Below are 14,294 nucleotides of genomic sequence, written 5' to 3'. Positions count from 1 at the left end.
CCCCCATGAATACCCTCACTGCTTATGTCTGGACCTAGAGACGCACGGGAGCACGGCGAGCCGGCCGGCGAGGCCGCTCCCCTCAAGCTCCCCGCCTTCGGGCTGGAGGCCCCCTGGTGGGCGGCGGAGTCCGCGGACGCCGCCGCCCCGCCGGCCGGGCAGGCGCCCGCGGCGCCGGAGATGCTGTCGGCGCCCGTGGTCGAGGAGGTCGAGGACGAGGCGGACGTCTCCGCCTCCGAGACCCCCCTCCTCCCCGAGCCCCCCGCCGCGTTCGGGGCCGCCCCGGCAGCGCCCGGGACGCTCGTCGCCGGGAAGGGCGTCCCGCGCGTCGACTCCCGCGGCGCCGTCCCCGCCGAGCCGATCGTCAAGCCCCCGATCTCCCCCGACGACACCGACCCCGAAGGCTTCCCGCCCGTCCCGCCCGCGCAGGGCGGATCCCGGGACGCGGCGCCGCGAGGCGAGGGCGCGGGGGCCGTCACACCAGAGACCGAGGCCACCGTGGACAACCCCGCCGTGACCGACACCGCGACGGACATCCCCGCGTCGCTCTCGGCGTTCGAGAAGGCCAAGGAGGCGGAGGACGCCGCGTCCCTCGCGCCCGTGCTCGTCCCGGACGCCATCCTCCCGCCCGGCGTCGTCCCGCCCACCGGAAGCGGCCCGTTCCCGCACGCCGATCCGGCAGCGGTGGGCGCGGCGGGCGCCGAACAGCCCCCGGCGGGCGCGCCGACCTACCACGGCGAGGGCGGGCCCCCGGCCGGCGGCCCGCCGCCCGGACGTCCGCCGCAGGGCATGCCCGCCACCGGCCGGGGCGGCGCCAAGGGGCGCTCGGTGCTGATCGGCGGCGTCGCCGCGGTCATCCTCGCCGCGGTCGGCGCCCTGTTCCTCATCGGCGGAACGGGATCGGACAGCAAGGACGACAAGTCCGGAAAGACCCCCGAGGCCCCCGCGGCGGCGCGGACGACGCCCGCGGTCACCCCGTCCGCCACGCCCGCGGCTCCCGTCGACATCACCAACGAGAAGACCGACACCGCCGACCTGTCGTTCCGCGACGTCTTCCCGACCGAGAACATCCGGTTCGGCGACCGGACCTACCTCCGTGACCGCTGGTCGCTCAACCGGGACGTCACCTACGCGGCCCGCGGCTCCATGCTCGCCGCGCTGCGCAAGCAGCAGTGCCGCAAGATCGTCCGCGCGACCTACATCGACCCGGAGAGCAAGCTCGCCGTCACCTCCGGGATCGCGGTGCTGCCGACGAAGGCGGCCGCGATCGCCGTGAGCAAGGCGGGCGACCCCGCCCGCTACGAGTGGTTCCGCGGCATGGCGGGCAAGCGGTCCCCCGACATCGACCGGGCCGGCGGGTACGCGGCCGCGACCGTCCGCGGCCGGTACGTCGCCTACGCCTACGTCCAGTGGGCGAACGGCAAGAAGGCCAAGCCCGGCGACCCGACGATCAAGAAGGCCGCGCAGCTGTTCCTGGACTACGACCTGCGCCCGGTCATCGCCCGCTCCCGGGGCTGAGGCCCTGGGGCCCGCCCCCCGGACCGCCGGGTCAGCCGCCCTGCCGGGGCGCGCCGCCGGGCGGGGCGGGCTGGTCGGCGGCCGCGGCGGCCGTCGCGTTCAGCGTCCGGACGCGGCGGGTCTCCTGAGCGCGCCTGGCCAGGCTCTCGTCCTCGGGGTAGCGGATCTCCTCCAGCGACAGGCCGTGCGCGGGCGCCACGTTCACGCCGGAGTCGCGGACGCGCGCCGCGAGCACCTGCCCGGGCCACTCGACCTCGCGCCGCCCGTCCCCCACCATCAGCAGCGCGCCGACGAGCGCGCGGACCATCGAGTGGCAGAACGCGTCGGCCTCCACGGTGGCGAGCGCCAGGTGCGGGTCGCGGTCGTCGCGCGCCCACTCGTAGCGCAGCAGTTCGCGGATCGTCGTCGCACCCTCCCGCTTGCGGCAGTACGCGGCGAAGTCGTTCTCGCCGACCAGCCTGCGGGCGGCCTCGTTCATCCGGCCGAGGTTCAGGGGACGGGGATGCCACAGCACGTCGTGGCGGCGCAGCGGCTCCACCCCGAAGGAGTTGTCGCACACCCGGTACACGTAGCGGCGCGACAGCGCGGAGAACCGCGCGTCGAACCCCTCCGGGGCGATCGACACGCGCCACACCCGCACGTCCGGGGGCAGCAGCCCGGCGAGGCGCCGCGGCATCGTCCCGTTGATCGCCGAGTAGGCCGCGACCGGGACGACGAGGTGGGCGACCTGCCCGCGGGCGTGGACGCCGGCGTCGGTGCGGCCGGCGACGGTGAGCATGGGCGGCGGGTCCAGGCGCAGCATCCGGGCCAGCGCGTCCTCGATGACGCCCTGGACGGTCCGCTGGTTCGGCTGCCTCGCCCAGCCCGCGAAGTCCGACCCGTCGTAGGAGATGTCGAGCCGGAGTCGTACCAGTGCGGTCATGTCAGCCGAGTCGTCCTTCTCCAACGTCCGTTCTTCCCTCCGGGCAGCCCGCGTTCGTCGGGCACCCCCCTGACGCGCTCCCCGGAAAACCGTCGCCCTCCTGCCATGACCATGCGATCAAGTCTGGCAAAGTTCGGGCCCGCCGTCCCGATGGAAACGGCGGGCCCTCACGAACTTCGAGCAAACGCTCGCCCAGTTCAAGCGGCGGATTACTCCTTCTCGCCCTCGTCCTTGGCTTCGGCGTCGCCGGCGGCCTCGTCCTTGGCGTCCACGGCGGCCGTGTCGTCGGCCTCCGTCTTGGCCTCGGGCTCCTCCGCCTTCGGCGCCGGGGCGGCCGGAGCGGCCGTGCCGCCGGACGCCGCCAGCTGCTCCTGCACCAGCTCGATCACGGCCATCGGGGCGTTGTCGCCCTTGCGCGGCCCGATCTTGGTGATGCGGGTGTAGCCGCCGGGACGGGTCTCGAAGCGCGGCGCGATCTCGGTGAAGAGCTCGTGCAGCACGCCCTTGTCGCGGATCGTCTTGGCGACCAGGCGACGGTTGTGCAGGTCGCCCTTCTTCGCCTTGGTGATCAGCTTCTCCGCCAGCGGACGCACCCGCCGGGCCTTGGCCTCGGTGGTGGTGATGCGGCCGTGCTCGAACAGCGCCGTGGCCAGGTTCGCCAGGATCAGGCGCTGGTGCGCGGCACCGCCGCCGAGGCGGGCGCCCTTGGTGGGCTGGGGCATGTCGTTTCCTTCCTGCACCGGCCGTGTCAGGTACCGGTGTCAGCTGGTTCCGGACCGGCCGGGGACCGCGGGTCCCCGGCCGCCGGACTCGGGTTCCTAGTACTGCTCGGTCTCGGCGTAGCCCTGGTCGTCGTCGCCGTAGTTGTCGGCCGCCGCGCTCGGGTCGAACCCGGGCGGGGAGTCCTTCAGCGACAGGCCCATGTCGTTGAGCTTCTGCTTGACCTCTTCGATCGACTTGGCGCCGAAGTTGCGGATGTCGAGCAGGTCCTGCTCGCTGCGGGCGACGAGCTCGCCCACCGAGTGGATGCCCTCGCGCTTCAGGCAGTTGTAGGAGCGGACCGTGAGGTTCAGCTCCTCGATCGGCAGGGCCAGGTCCGCGGCGAGCGCGGCGTCCGTCGGGGACGGGCCCATGTCGATGCCCTCGGCCTCGACGTTGAGCTCCCGGGCCAGCCCGAACAGCTCGACGAGGGTCTTGCCGGCGGAGGCGACCGCGTCGCGCGGCAGCATCGCCTGCTTGGTCTCCACGTCCAGGATGAGGCGGTCGAAGTCGGTGCGCTGCTCGACTCGGGTGGCCTCGACCTTGTAGGTGACCTTGAGCACGGGCGAGTAGATGGAGTCGATCGGAATCCGGCCGATCTCCTGGCCCGGCTGCTTGTTCTGTGCGGCCGAGACGTAGCCGCGGCCGCGCTCGACCGTCAGCTCCATCTCCAGCTTGGCCTTGTTGTTCAGCGTGGCGATGTGCAGGTCCGGGTTGTGGACCTCGACGCCCGCCGGCGGCGCGATGTCGGCCGCGGTCACCTCGCCCGGGCCCTGCTTGCGCAGGTACATGACCACGGGCTCGTCGTGCTCGGAGGAGACGACGAGCTCCTTGAGGTTCAGGATGATGTCGGTGACGTCCTCCTTCACCCCGGGCACGGTCGAGAACTCGTGCAGGACGCCCTCGATCCGGATGCTGGTGACGGCCGCACCGGGAATGGAGGAGAGCAGGGTACGCCGGAGCGAGTTGCCGATCGTGTAGCCGAAGCCCGGCTCCAGCGGCTCGATGGTGAACCGCGACCGGAACTCGTCGACCTGCTCTTCGGTGAGAGTCGGACGCTGAGCGATGAGCATGGTGGTGCCTTCTTTCCGCGGTGCCCGCTATTTGACTACCGCGTTCTGGATTCTTCCCCGATCCGCCGGGGTCCCACCCGGGACCCCGGCGGGCGTTGAGCCGCTACTTGGAGTAGAGCTCGACGATCAGCTGCTCCTGGACGGGAGCGTCGATCTGCTGCCGGACGGGCAGCGAGTGCACGAGGATCCGCATCTTCTCGCCGTCGACCCCGAGCCACGCCGGGACCTGACGCTCGCCGACCTCGGCCTTGGCGACCTGGAACGGCGTCATCTCCATCGACTTGGCCTTGACGTCGACGATGTCGGCCTCGCCGACGAGGGCCGACGGGATGTTGACCTTCTTGCCGTTGACCCGGATGTGGCCGTGCCGGATGAGCTGGCGGGCCATGTCGCGGGACTTGGCGAAGCCGGCCCGGTAGACGACGTTGTCGAGCCGGCGCTCCAGCAGCGTGAGCAGGTTGTCACCCGTCTTGCCCTGCTGGCGGGTCGCCTCGACGTAGTAGTTGTGGAACTGCCGCTCCAGCACGCCGTAGATGCGCCGCGCCTTCTGCTTCTCACGAAGCTGCAGCAGGTACTCGGTCTCCTTGGGCCGACCGCGACCGTGCTCACCCGGCGGGTAGGGACGGATCTCGATCGGGCACTTCGGGCCCTCGCACTTGCTGCCCTTGAGGAACAGCTTCATCTTCTCGCGGCGGCAGAGCTTGCAGTCCGCACCGGTGTAACGAGCCATTGTTCTAGATCTCCCCTGCCTCAGACCCGGCGACGCTTCGGCGGGCGGCAGCCGTTGTGCGGAACGGGCGTGACGTCCTGGATCGAGCCCACCTCGAGGCCGGTCGCCTGCAGCGACCGGATGGCGGTCTCGCGGCCCGAGCCCGGGCCCTTCACGAAGACGTCGACCTTGCGCATGCCGTGCTCCATCGCGCGCCGGGCGGCGGCCTCGGCGGCCTGCTGCGCGGCGAACGGGGTGGACTTGCGCGAGCCCTTGAACCCGACGTGGCCCGAGGAGGCCCAGGAGATCACGTTGCCGTTGGGGTCGGTGATCGAAACGATCGTGTTGTTGAACGTGCTCTTGATGTGGGCGTGCCCGTGAGCGACGTTCTTCTTTTCCTTGCGGCGCACCTTCTTGGCGCCGACACGGCTCTTAGGAGGCATGTGCTCTCTCTACTCTTGAGGTCATCGATCCGGAGGACCGACTCCGGACTACTTCTTGCCGGCCTTCTTCTTGCCGGCCACGGTCTTCTTCTTGCCCTTGCGGGTGCGCGCGTTGGTCTGCGTGCGCTGACCGTGCACCGGAAGCCCGCGGCGGTGCCGGATGCCCTGGTAGCACCCGATCTCGATCTTGCGGCGGATGTCCGCCTGGACCTCGCGGCGAAGATCACCCTCGATCTTGTAGTTCGCCTCGATCCAGTCGCGGAGCTTGACCAGCTCGTCGTCGCCGAGCTGGTGCACGCGCAGGTCGCCGCTGACGCCGGTGCCCGAGAGGGTCTCCAGCGCCCGCGTCCGGCCGATGCCGAAGATGTAGGTGAGAGCGACCTCGAGGCGCTTTTCGCGCGGGAGGTCGACGCCGAGGAGGCGTGCCATCGTGGGCAGTTCCCTTCATTCGTCCGGAGGTATGGACGCACCGCCTCCGCGAACACCCTGCCCGGGTGGCGGCCCCGGCCTCCGAAGTTCCGGGGGTGCTCCTTCACACACCACTGCCGTACGTGCTCGGCCCCGGGTTTCCGGGACCTGCACGTACGGCCGTGTGAAGGCTGCGGTGCGCTTGCTGGTGGTGAGCGTCAGCCCTGACGCTGCTTGTGGCGCGGGTCGGAGCAGATGACCATGACCCGGCCGTGCCGGCGGATGACGCGGCACTTGTTGCAGATCTTCTTGACGCTCGGCTTGACCTTCACTGGGTCTCCTAGAGATAAGGGTCACCCCCGCGCCGCCACGCACGGGGAAGGCAACCCCAGTGGGATTTACTTGTAGCGGTAGACGATCCGACCGCGCGTGAGGTCGTAGGGGCTCAGCTCCACAACAACGCGGTCGTCCGGCAGGATCCGGATGTAGTGCATCCGCATCTTGCCGCTGATGTGGGCGAGCACCTTGTGCCCGTTGTCGAGCTCCACCCTGAACATGGCGTTCGGCAGCGACTCGATGACGGTGCCCTCGATCTCGATGGCCCCTTCTTTCTTGGGCATGTCCTCCGCGCTTCGCTGATCGGCTCATTGGACGCGGCCCGGCTCTCCAGGGGAGAATCGGCCGCAACCCGCACCGCGGCGCGGATGCGCCAGGAAGGGGAATCGGGCGGCCGTCGACGGACCGACAAGGGAGTCTACGCCAACCGGCCGTGCAATGCGAAATCGACGCATGATACGTGCCCGGAGACTGCTCCCGAGTCAAGCATACATCGCCTGCGCGTTGTACCTTTCCAGGAGAGCGACGTTCGAGGAGGGTCAGCATGCCGAGCTATGACTTCGCGCTGATCCTCAGCCGACCCCTCTACGAGGACGAGCTCGACCCGCTGTTCGACCGCACGTACGGCGCCGTCACGGTGTCGATCATGAGCGAGCCGCAGCACGCCGACCGCCACCATTCGACCGACGAGCTCCGCTCGGCAGCCCGTCCTCCAGCCCCCGCCCGCCACCATTCGAACGACGAGCTCCGCTCGGCAGATCGACTTGGCAACGCCTCGTGCAGCTGGCCGGGCGCCACCCTCGCCGCGGCGATCATGGAGGTGGTCGGGCACGTCGAGGAGAGCGCGCCCGGCCTGCACGTCCTGCGGGTGGAGGCCGACCCGCTGCTGACCATCCGCGACATCGCCGAGCGGGTGGGCCGGTCCCTGGACTCGGTCCGGCACGCGATCACCGGGGCGCGCGGCGCCACCGGCTTCCCGTCCTCGGAGATGTCCACCGCCGGTCACCGCCTGTGGCGGTGGTCCAAGGTCGCCGCCTGGTACGGGCTGGACGACCCCCAGCTCATCGAGGCCAAGCCGACCGTCCAGGCCATCAACGGCTGGCTCGCCCTCCGCGACGTCGTCCCCGACATCGCCCCCGCTCCCGAAGAGGTCACCTCGGCCCTGTCCCTGGTGATCCCGCACGTCGCCTGAGCGCCGCCCGGCCGGCTGCCGGAGCGCGGGGGTCGGCTCCCACCAAAGGTCTGCCTGAGCGTCGTCTGAGCCCCGACTGAGCGCCACCTGAGCGCTCCCTGAGCCCGCGGCACCCGGGGGCGAGTCGACAGTGCCGCCGCGCGGACGCGAAGATCGTCTCGGCGCCCGCTCGCCCGGGCTGCCCGGGGCGTGGGGTTCCGTGATGTGCTTGGGGCAACGGGGAGGGGATCGATGGCGATCATCGCGCAGCTGAGCGACATCCATCTGGCGGCCGGACGCGACGGCCGGATGGACGACGACTCCGGACCGGTCCGCGCGCTGCGGTCGGCGGTGTCGAGCCTGCTGTCGCTGCCCGCGCGGCCCGACGCCGTCGTCCTCACCGGCGACCTCGCCGACCGCGGGCTGCCCTCCGAGTACGCCCGGCTGCACGCGCTGCTGTCGCCGCTGCCGATGGCGGTCTACCCGATGTGCGGCAACCACGACGACCGCGACGAGATGCGCCGCATGTTCGCCGACCACCCGGCGGTCGCCGCGACGGGGACCGGCCCCGGCGCGCCCGTCCAGTACGCCGTCGACGTGGCCGGCGTGCGCCTGATCTGCTGCGACACCACCGTCGACGGCCATCCCCACGGCCACATGAGCGAGGAGAGGCTCGCCTGGCTGGAGGAGACGCTCGCCGCCGCGCCCGGTGTCCCGACCGTCATCGCCACCCACCACCCGCCGTATCCGATCGGGATGCGGTTCATCGACGACCTGCGGTTCGTCGACCCCGCCGGCTTCGCGGCCGTGATCTCCCGGCATCCGCAGGTCGTGCGGGTGATCTCCGGGCACGCGCACCGCGCGACGGTCGGCTCCCTGGCGGGACGGGTCTGCACCACCTGCCCGAGCACCTACCGGCAGCTGTTCCTCGATCTCACCCAGCGGGGCCGCGCGGCCGTCACCGGGGAGCCCGCCGGGTTCGCCCTCCACCTCGTCGGCGAGGACGGCACCGCCACCACCCACTTCGCCCCGACCGGGAACTACCGGCCCCTGATGGACGTGGAGTGAACCGCGCCGGGCACGCCGCCCGGGGCCCTGCCGGGCGGGCGCGTCAGCGGTCGTCCTGGCGCCCGCCGAAGATCGTGCGCATCAGCAGGACGGCGCCCCAGGGTCCGGCCACCCAGATCCACCAGGGGTAGACCGCGCCCGACGTCACCAGGATGATCAGCCACACTGTCAGGTTGATCGCGCTGACCGTCGCCCACGCGCCCCACATAGCCAGCATCCGCTGCGTCGCGAGGTCGCCGGACGGCCGCCGCGCCGGCGACGCGGTGCCCTTGGCCTGCTTCGCGGGGACCGGGAGCTGGTACAGATCCTCTTCCGGCAGGTCGGAGGTGACCTCCTGGAGCTGCCCGACCGTCTTCGCCCCGTAGACCGCGTCGAGCCGCTCCTGCAGCTCGTCCATCGTGATCCGGCCCTCCGCGCAGTGCTCGCGCAGACTCGCCGCCACCCGATCGCGGTCGGCGTCCGACGCCCGGATGTCAGGGTTCGGCGCCATCGTTCCTCCGCTCCTCAGGACCTGCCTTCCCTATCCATTCTGCGGCGCGGATCCGAGGTTCGCGAACCGGTCCCGGCCCTCGTCGAGCGCCGTCAGGACGCGGGGGCCGTCCGCCGTGACCGCGAAGGTGTGCTCGAAGTGCGCCGAGGTGCGCCCGTCGGTCGTCACGACCGTCCAGCCGTCGTCGAGCTCGGCGGTCTCCTTCGTGCCGAGGTTCACCATCGGCTCCACCGCGAAGCACATCCCCGGCTCCAGGACGGGCCCGTGCCCGGGCGCCCCGTGGTTGGGGATCAGCGGGTCCATGTGCATCTCGGTCCCGATGCCGTGACCGCCGTAGCCCTCCACGATGCCGTAGGGGCCCTGAGAGCGGATGTGGGCCTCGATCGCATGAGAGATGTCCGTGAGGCGGGCGCCGGCGCGTCCGGCCGCGAGGCCGTGCCACAGGGACTCCTCCGTGACCTCCAGCAGCCGCCGCTGCTCGTCGGTGACCTCGCCCAGCGGAACCGTGATCGCCGCGTCGCCGTGCCAGCCCTCGACGATCGCGCCGCAGTCGATGGACAGCACGTCGCCCGCGCGCAGGATCTTGTCGCTCCGCGGGATGCCGTGCACGATCTCCTCGTTGACCGACGCGCAGATCGTCCCGGTGAAGCCGTGGTAGCCCTTGAACGACGGGACGCCGCCGTTGTCGCGGATGTGCTCCTCGGCGAGCGCGTCCAGGTCCAGGGTGCTCATGCCGGGCTTGGCGGCCTCGCGCAGCAGCTCCAGCGTCCGCCCGACGAGCAGCCCCGCCGCGCGCATCAGCTCGACCTGCTCCGGGGTCTTCATCTGGATCATGAGCCTACGCCGTTTGAACATCTCTCCCCTTGCCCCGGTTCTCGCGCCGGAACGGCCGCGCGGACGCGGGAGCACCGCGTCCGCGCCGACGGCTCCACGACGGGCCCGTCACTTCTCCTGCGGGCCCGTCACTTCTCCAGCGGGCGCAGCGCGGTGAGGGCGCGCTTGGTGACCTCTTCGACCGGTCCCGTGGCGTCGATGCCGACGAGGATGTTCTCGTCGGCGTAGAACTGCACCAGCGGCGACGTGTCGTGCCGGTACACCTCCAGGCGGTGCATGACGACCTCTTCCTTGTCGTCGTCCCGCTGGAACAGGTGACCGCCGCAGTCGTCGCAGATGTCGTCCTGCTTGTCGTCGAAGTCGACGTGCCAGATCCGGCCGCACTTGTCGCAGGTGCGCCGCCCCGACAGCCGCCGGACGACCTCGTCCTCGTCGACGACGAGCTCCAGCACGATGTCGAGGCGGGTGTCCCACTCGGCGAGGATCTTCTTCAGCGTCTCGGCCTGCGGGACGTTGCGCGGGAACCCGTCCAGCAGGAACCCGTCGCGGGCGTCGTCCTCGCCGAGCCGGTCGCGGACCATCGCGATCGTGACCTCGTCGGGGACGAGGTCGCCGCGGTCCATGTACTGCTTGGCCTGCCGGCCGAGCGGCGTCCCGCCGCTGACGTTCGCGCGGAAGATGTCACCTGTCGAGATCTTCGGGACCGACAGATGAGATGCGATGAACTGGGCCTGCGTCCCCTTGCCCGCACCCGGGGGGCCCACCAGGACGATACGCACTACCGGAGGAAGCCCTCGTAGTTGCGCTGCTGGAGCTGACTCTCGATCTGCTTCACGGTATCCAGTCCGACGCCGACGACGATGAGGATGCTCGTGCCGCCGAACGGGAAGTCCGAGCTCGCCTTCATGAGTGCGAAGGCGACCATCGGGATGAGGGACACGAGCCCCAGGTAGAGCGCACCGGGTGTGGTGATCCGGGTCAGCACGAAGTCGAGGTACTCGGCGGTCGGCCGACCAGGACGGATACCTGGGATGAATCCACCATACTTCTTCATGTTGTCGGCGACTTCAGTGGGGTTGAAGGTGATCGCCACATAGAAGTACGTGAAGAAGATGATGAAGACGAAGAAGATCCCCATGTGCCAGGCGTTGTCCTGCTGGAGATAGGGCTGCACCTTCTGCAGCCACTTGGTGTTGGGCCACAACTGGGTGGCCAGAACCGGCAGGTAGAGCAGCGAGGACGCGAAGATGATCGGGATGATGCCGGCCTGGTTGACCTTCAGCGGGATGTAGGTCGAGGTGCCGCCGTACATGCGGCGTCCCACCATCCGCTTGGCGTACTGGACGGGGATGCGCCGCTGCGCCTGCTCGACGAACACCACCCCGGCCATGATCGCCAGACCCACCAGGATCACGATCGCGAAGACGAACCCGTTCTTGGTCTTGTAGATGCTCCAGAACTGGGCGGGGAAGACCGCCACCACCTGGGTGAAGATCAGGATCGACATGCCGTTGCCGACGCCACGGTCGGTGACCAGCTCGCCCAGCCACATGATGACGGTCGTGCCGGACACCATGATGATCACCATGGTGACGATCGGGAAGATGCCCTTGTCGTACAGGATGTCGCCGCTGCCGGAGATGCCCTGGAACAACTGACCGGTGCTCGCCATCGCGACGATGCCGGTCGCCTGCAAAATCGCCAGCCCGACCGTCAGGTACCGGGTGTACTGGGTGATCTTGGTCGTGCCGGCCTGGCCCTCCTTCTTGAGGGCCTCCAGCCGCGGGATCACCACCGTCAGCAGCTGCAAGATGATGCTGGCCGTGATGTACGGCATGATGCCGAGCGCGAAGACCGACAGCTTCAACAGCGCGCCGCCGCTGAACAGGTCGACCAGGCCGTAGAGCTGGTTGCTGTCCTTGGCCGCGTCCGCGGTCTCCTTCAGCACCTTCACGTTCACGTTGGGCGTCGGCAGGATCGAACCGATCCTGAACACCACGATCATGAACAACGTGAAGAGGATTTTCTTACGCAGGTCAGGCGTACGGAAAGCCCGAGCGAACGCGGTCAGCACCATTCCTCCTGCGCGACTGGCGGGTTCATGGCCGCCGAGGGGGCGGTTTCAGGTCCATGAGTTCGGGCGGAGAATACCCCGTGTGACGGCAGAGTGCGCAATCTCACGCCGAGTACCTTCGCTCGTGTGACTCTAACAGCAGATGACACCGGGGCCGCCCCGCCGGACCCGGTGGCCTCACGGCCCCGGGCCTCCTGCGGGCACGGCCCCGGCATCGAAGGTGTTCCTTCTTACAGCTCGTCGGCGGATCCGCCGGCGGCGGCGATCTTCTCCTTGGCGGCGCCGGAGAAGGCGTGCGCCTTCACCTGGACCGCGACGGAGATGTCGCCCGTGCCGAGGATCTTGACCGGACGGCCGCGGCGCACCGCGCCCTTGGTCGCCAGGTCCTCTGCCGTGACCTCGCCGCCCTCGGGGTAGAGCGCGGCGAGCTTGTCCAGGTTCACGACCTGGAACTCGACCCGGTTCGGGTTCTTGAAGCCCTTGAGCTTCGGCAGCCGGCGGATCAGGGGCATCTGGCCGCCCTCGAAACCGACGGGGACGGTGTTGCGGGCCTTGGTGCCCTTGGTGCCGCGACCGGCTGTCTTGCCCTTGGACGCCTCGCCGCGGCCCTTGCGGGTCTTGGCCTTGTTGGCGCCGGGGGCCGGACGCAGGTCGTGCACCTTGAGCGGGGTGCCCTCGGTCTCCGCGGCGGAGTCCTTACCGAGATCAGCCGCCATGTCAGTCGACCTCCTCGACGGTGACCAGGTGCGCCACCGTCCGGATCATGCCGAGCACCTCGGGGCGGTCCTCGCGGACCACGCTCTGCCCGATCTTCTTCAGGCCCAGGGTGCGCAGCGTGTCACGCTGGTTCTGCTTCTCGCTGATCACGGACTTGGTCTGCGTGATCTTCAGGTTGCTCACGACGACGCGACCTCCGCCCTCGGCTCGCTGCCGGCGGCGCGCGCGCGCAGCATGGCCGCCGGGGCGACGTCCTCGATCGGCAGGCCGCGCTTGGCCGCGATCTCCTCGGGACGCTTCAGCGACTTCAGACCCGCGATCGTGGCGTGCACGATGTTGATCGCGTTGTCGCTGCCCAGCGACTTGCTCAGCACGTCGTGGATGCCGGCGCACTCCAGGACCGCGCGCACCGGGCCACCGGCGATGACGCCGGTACCGGGGCTGGCCGGACGGAGCAGGACCTCGCCCGCCGCGTCGCGCGCCTGCACCAGGTGCGGGATCGTGCCCTGGATCCGCGGCACCTTGAAGAAGTGCTTCTTGGCCTCCTCGACGCCCTTGGCGATCGCCGCGGGCACCTCCTTGGCCTTGCCGTAGCCGACGCCGACGGTGCCGTTGCCGTCACCGACGATCACCAGGGCGGTGAAGCTGAAGCGACGACCGCCCTTCACGACCTTGGCGACACGGTTGATCGCCACGACCTTCTCGATGTACGACTGGCCCTTGTCGGCGCCACCGCGGCGGTCGTCGCGGCGGTCGCGACGGTCGCCACCCTGACCGCCACCACGCCTCTGCGCTGCCATCAGTGGTTCCTCTCGTTCGCCTTGTAAAGGGCCTTCACAGCTCCAGGCCCCCCTCACGGGCACCGTCCGCGACAGCGGCGATGCGGCCGTGGTACTTGTTGCCGCCGCGGTCGAACACGACCGCGTGGACGCCGGCCTGCTTGGCCCGCTCGGCAACGAGCTCGCCGACCTTGCGGGACTTGGCCGTCTTGTCGCCGGAGTCGGCGCGCAGGTCCGCCTCCATCGTCGACGCGCTGGCCACCGTGTGGCCCTTGTCGTCGTCGATGACCTGGACGAACACGTGCCGGCTGGAGCGGGTCACGACCAGGCGCGGCCGCGCGGCGGTGCCCACGACCTTCTTGCGGACCCGCAGGTGCCGGCGCTTGCGAGCAAGCTGGCGACCGCTCGTGGCCTTGCCGGCCAGGGTCTTGGTGCCTGCCATGACTACTTACCAGCCTTTCCGACCTTGCGGCGGATCTGCTCGCCCTCGTAGCGCACGCCCTTGCCCTTGTACGGGTCGGGCTTGCGCAGCTTGCGGATGCGGGCGGCGATCTCACCGACGAGCTGCTTGTCGATGCCCTCGACGACGAGCTGCGTCGGCCTCTCCACCGTGAAGGTGATGCCCTCCGGCGCCTCGAACGGGATCGGGTGGCTGTAGCCGAGCGAGAACTCCACGTTCTTGCCCTTGGCCACCACCCGGTAGCCGACGCCCTGGATGACCAGGGTCTTCTTGTAGCCGTCGGTGACACCGACGACCATGTTGTTGATCAGCGTCCGGGTGAGCCCGTGCAGACCGCGCACCTTGTTGACGTCGTTCGGCCGGGAGACGACCAGGCGGCCGTCCTCCTGCGTGACCTCGATGGGGTCGGCGACGGTGTGCGAGAGCGTGCCCTTTGGGCCCTTGACGGTGACCTTGCGGCCGTCGAGCTTCACCTCGACGCCGCTCGGCACGCTGATGGGGAGACGTCCGATACGAGACATTTGTTGTGCCCT

20 protein-coding genes are annotated in these 14,294 nt (G+C 70.0%); 3 read left to right on the top strand and 17 right to left on the bottom strand.

Translation table 11 applies throughout. From position 1 onward, the window contains the following. Positions 1-24: 24 nt before the first annotated feature. Positions 25-1,518, top strand: a complete 1,494-nt coding sequence (locus tag AB0C84_RS12990) for a hypothetical protein (RefSeq protein ID WP_361064837.1) — start codon at positions 25-27, stop codon at positions 1,516-1,518. A 31-nt stretch (positions 1,519-1,549) separates the two neighbouring features. On the opposite strand, the gene truA is transcribed toward AB0C84_RS12990, so the two are convergent. The 8 genes from truA to infA all read right to left on the bottom strand — a co-directional run bounded on the left by truA (position 1,550) and on the right by infA (position 6,452). Further along, positions 1,550-2,440, bottom strand: coding sequence for a tRNA pseudouridine(38-40) synthase TruA (truA, locus tag AB0C84_RS12985; RefSeq protein ID WP_361064834.1), 891 nt, complete (start codon positions 2,438-2,440; stop codon positions 1,550-1,552). 209 nt (positions 2,441-2,649) lie between these two features. Next, entirely contained in the window at positions 2,650-3,162 is a 513-nt protein-coding gene (gene rplQ, locus AB0C84_RS12980; RefSeq protein ID WP_179845960.1) for a 50S ribosomal protein L17, read from the bottom strand. Between the two features lie 96 nt (positions 3,163-3,258). Then, entirely contained in the window at positions 3,259-4,272 is a 1,014-nt protein-coding gene (locus tag AB0C84_RS12975; protein ID WP_179845959.1) for a DNA-directed RNA polymerase subunit alpha, read from the bottom strand. Positions 4,273-4,375: 103 nt separating this feature from the next. Then, the gene (gene rpsD, locus AB0C84_RS12970) at positions 4,376-5,002 is read right to left on the bottom strand and encodes a 30S ribosomal protein S4 (RefSeq protein ID WP_179845958.1); all 627 of its coding nucleotides are present in this window, start codon (positions 5,000-5,002) and stop codon (positions 4,376-4,378) included. A 20-nt stretch (positions 5,003-5,022) separates the two neighbouring features. Next, a complete protein-coding gene (gene rpsK / locus AB0C84_RS12965; RefSeq protein WP_021596710.1) occupies positions 5,023-5,424 on the bottom strand; it encodes a 30S ribosomal protein S11 in 402 nt (133 codons plus the stop codon). 48 nt (positions 5,425-5,472) lie between these two features. Beyond that, positions 5,473-5,853: a 30S ribosomal protein S13 gene (gene rpsM / locus AB0C84_RS12960; RefSeq protein ID WP_179845957.1), complete on the bottom strand. Its 381-nt coding sequence runs from the start codon at positions 5,851-5,853 to the stop codon at positions 5,473-5,475. 197 nt (positions 5,854-6,050) lie between these two features. After that, positions 6,051-6,164: a 50S ribosomal protein L36 gene (rpmJ, locus tag AB0C84_RS12955; RefSeq protein WP_021596712.1), complete on the bottom strand. Its 114-nt coding sequence runs from the start codon at positions 6,162-6,164 to the stop codon at positions 6,051-6,053. Positions 6,165-6,230: 66 nt separating this feature from the next. After that, positions 6,231-6,452 (bottom strand): translation initiation factor IF-1, encoded by a 222-nt coding sequence (infA, locus tag AB0C84_RS12950; protein WP_018657567.1) that lies wholly within the window; start codon positions 6,450-6,452, stop codon positions 6,231-6,233. 260 nt (positions 6,453-6,712) lie between these two features. On the opposite strand from infA, the gene AB0C84_RS12945 reads away from it, so the two are divergent. Further along, the gene (locus AB0C84_RS12945; RefSeq protein WP_361064828.1) at positions 6,713-7,360 is read left to right on the top strand and encodes a hypothetical protein; all 648 of its coding nucleotides are present in this window, start codon (positions 6,713-6,715) and stop codon (positions 7,358-7,360) included. A gap of 231 nt (positions 7,361-7,591) precedes the next feature. Then, positions 7,592-8,407 carry a phosphodiesterase gene (locus AB0C84_RS12940; protein ID WP_258944752.1) on the top strand — a complete coding sequence of 272 codons (816 nt, stop codon included), beginning with the start codon at positions 7,592-7,594 and terminating at the stop codon, positions 8,405-8,407. A 43-nt stretch (positions 8,408-8,450) separates the two neighbouring features. Here the strand turns inward: AB0C84_RS12940 and AB0C84_RS12935 are convergent, their stop codons facing one another. From AB0C84_RS12935 to rplF, 9 genes are all read right to left on the bottom strand, one after another. Next, on the bottom strand, positions 8,451-8,897 hold the full coding sequence (locus AB0C84_RS12935; protein WP_361064824.1) for a DUF1707 domain-containing protein: 447 nt from the start codon (positions 8,895-8,897) through the stop codon (positions 8,451-8,453). Positions 8,898-8,927: 30 nt separating this feature from the next. Beyond that, the gene (map, locus tag AB0C84_RS12930) at positions 8,928-9,752 is read right to left on the bottom strand and encodes a type I methionyl aminopeptidase (protein ID WP_361064821.1); all 825 of its coding nucleotides are present in this window, start codon (positions 9,750-9,752) and stop codon (positions 8,928-8,930) included. Positions 9,753-9,859: 107 nt separating this feature from the next. Continuing rightward, positions 9,860-10,510, bottom strand: coding sequence for an adenylate kinase (locus AB0C84_RS12925; RefSeq protein WP_179845952.1), 651 nt, complete (start codon positions 10,508-10,510; stop codon positions 9,860-9,862). Next, positions 10,510-11,805 carry a preprotein translocase subunit SecY gene (secY, locus tag AB0C84_RS12920; protein WP_361065108.1) on the bottom strand — a complete coding sequence of 432 codons (1,296 nt, stop codon included), beginning with the start codon at positions 11,803-11,805 and terminating at the stop codon, positions 10,510-10,512. Before secY ends, AB0C84_RS12925 begins: the two co-directional genes overlap by 1 nt. Positions 11,806-12,035: 230 nt before the next feature. Next, on the bottom strand, positions 12,036-12,521 hold the full coding sequence (gene rplO / locus AB0C84_RS12915; RefSeq protein WP_258944749.1) for a 50S ribosomal protein L15: 486 nt from the start codon (positions 12,519-12,521) through the stop codon (positions 12,036-12,038). A 1-nt stretch (position 12,522) separates the two neighbouring features. After that, entirely contained in the window at positions 12,523-12,705 is a 183-nt protein-coding gene (gene rpmD, locus AB0C84_RS12910) for a 50S ribosomal protein L30 (RefSeq protein ID WP_021596720.1), read from the bottom strand. Then, entirely contained in the window at positions 12,702-13,325 is a 624-nt protein-coding gene (gene rpsE / locus AB0C84_RS12905; protein WP_149259522.1) for a 30S ribosomal protein S5, read from the bottom strand. The genes rpmD and rpsE overlap by 4 nt, the downstream gene beginning before the upstream one ends. Before the next feature lie 31 nt (positions 13,326-13,356). Next, on the bottom strand, positions 13,357-13,743 hold the full coding sequence (gene rplR / locus AB0C84_RS12900) for a 50S ribosomal protein L18 (RefSeq protein WP_179845950.1): 387 nt from the start codon (positions 13,741-13,743) through the stop codon (positions 13,357-13,359). A gap of 2 nt (positions 13,744-13,745) precedes the next feature. Beyond that, positions 13,746-14,282 carry a 50S ribosomal protein L6 gene (gene rplF, locus AB0C84_RS12895; RefSeq protein WP_258944748.1) on the bottom strand — a complete coding sequence of 179 codons (537 nt, stop codon included), beginning with the start codon at positions 14,280-14,282 and terminating at the stop codon, positions 13,746-13,748. Between the last annotated feature and the right edge of the window lie 12 nt (positions 14,283-14,294).

Source organism: Actinomadura sp. NPDC048955, assembly GCF_040649435.1.
Classification (GTDB): Bacteria; Actinomycetota; Actinomycetes; order Streptosporangiales; family Streptosporangiaceae; genus Spirillospora; species Spirillospora luteofluorescens.
The sequence above is the reverse complement of the archived record's forward strand: the minus strand, read 5'-3'. Positions and strand labels throughout refer to the sequence as shown.

Bases quoted from the DNA above. Each gene is read 5' to 3' on its own strand.
- rplF (WP_258944748.1), bottom strand. From the start codon at position 14,282: ATGTCTCGTATCGGACGTCTCCCCATCAGCGTGCCGAGCGGCGTCGAG.
- AB0C84_RS12990 (WP_361064837.1), top strand. From the start codon at position 25: ATGTCTGGACCTAGAGACGCACGGGAGCACGGCGAGCCGGCCGGCGAG.
- AB0C84_RS12945 (WP_361064828.1), top strand. From the start codon at position 6,713: ATGCCGAGCTATGACTTCGCGCTGATCCTCAGCCGACCCCTCTACGAG.
- rpsD (WP_179845958.1), bottom strand. From the start codon at position 5,002: ATGGCTCGTTACACCGGTGCGGACTGCAAGCTCTGCCGCCGCGAGAAG.
- rplQ (WP_179845960.1), bottom strand. From the start codon at position 3,162: ATGCCCCAGCCCACCAAGGGCGCCCGCCTCGGCGGCGGTGCCGCGCAC.
- truA (WP_361064834.1), bottom strand. From the start codon at position 2,440: ATGACCGCACTGGTACGACTCCGGCTCGACATCTCCTACGACGGGTCG.
- rplR (WP_179845950.1), bottom strand. From the start codon at position 13,743: ATGGCAGGCACCAAGACCCTGGCCGGCAAGGCCACGAGCGGTCGCCAG.
- infA (WP_018657567.1), bottom strand. From the start codon at position 6,452: ATGCCCAAGAAAGAAGGGGCCATCGAGATCGAGGGCACCGTCATCGAG.
- rplO (WP_258944749.1), bottom strand. From the start codon at position 12,521: ATGGCGGCTGATCTCGGTAAGGACTCCGCCGCGGAGACCGAGGGCACC.
- map (WP_361064821.1), bottom strand. From the start codon at position 9,752: ATGTTCAAACGGCGTAGGCTCATGATCCAGATGAAGACCCCGGAGCAG.
- rpsM (WP_179845957.1), bottom strand. From the start codon at position 5,853: ATGGCACGCCTCCTCGGCGTCGACCTCCCGCGCGAAAAGCGCCTCGAG.
- AB0C84_RS12975 (WP_179845959.1), bottom strand. From the start codon at position 4,272: ATGCTCATCGCTCAGCGTCCGACTCTCACCGAAGAGCAGGTCGACGAG.
- rpsK (WP_021596710.1), bottom strand. From the start codon at position 5,424: ATGCCTCCTAAGAGCCGTGTCGGCGCCAAGAAGGTGCGCCGCAAGGAA.
- AB0C84_RS12935 (WP_361064824.1), bottom strand. From the start codon at position 8,897: ATGGCGCCGAACCCTGACATCCGGGCGTCGGACGCCGACCGCGATCGG.
- AB0C84_RS12940 (WP_258944752.1), top strand. From the start codon at position 7,592: ATGGCGATCATCGCGCAGCTGAGCGACATCCATCTGGCGGCCGGACGC.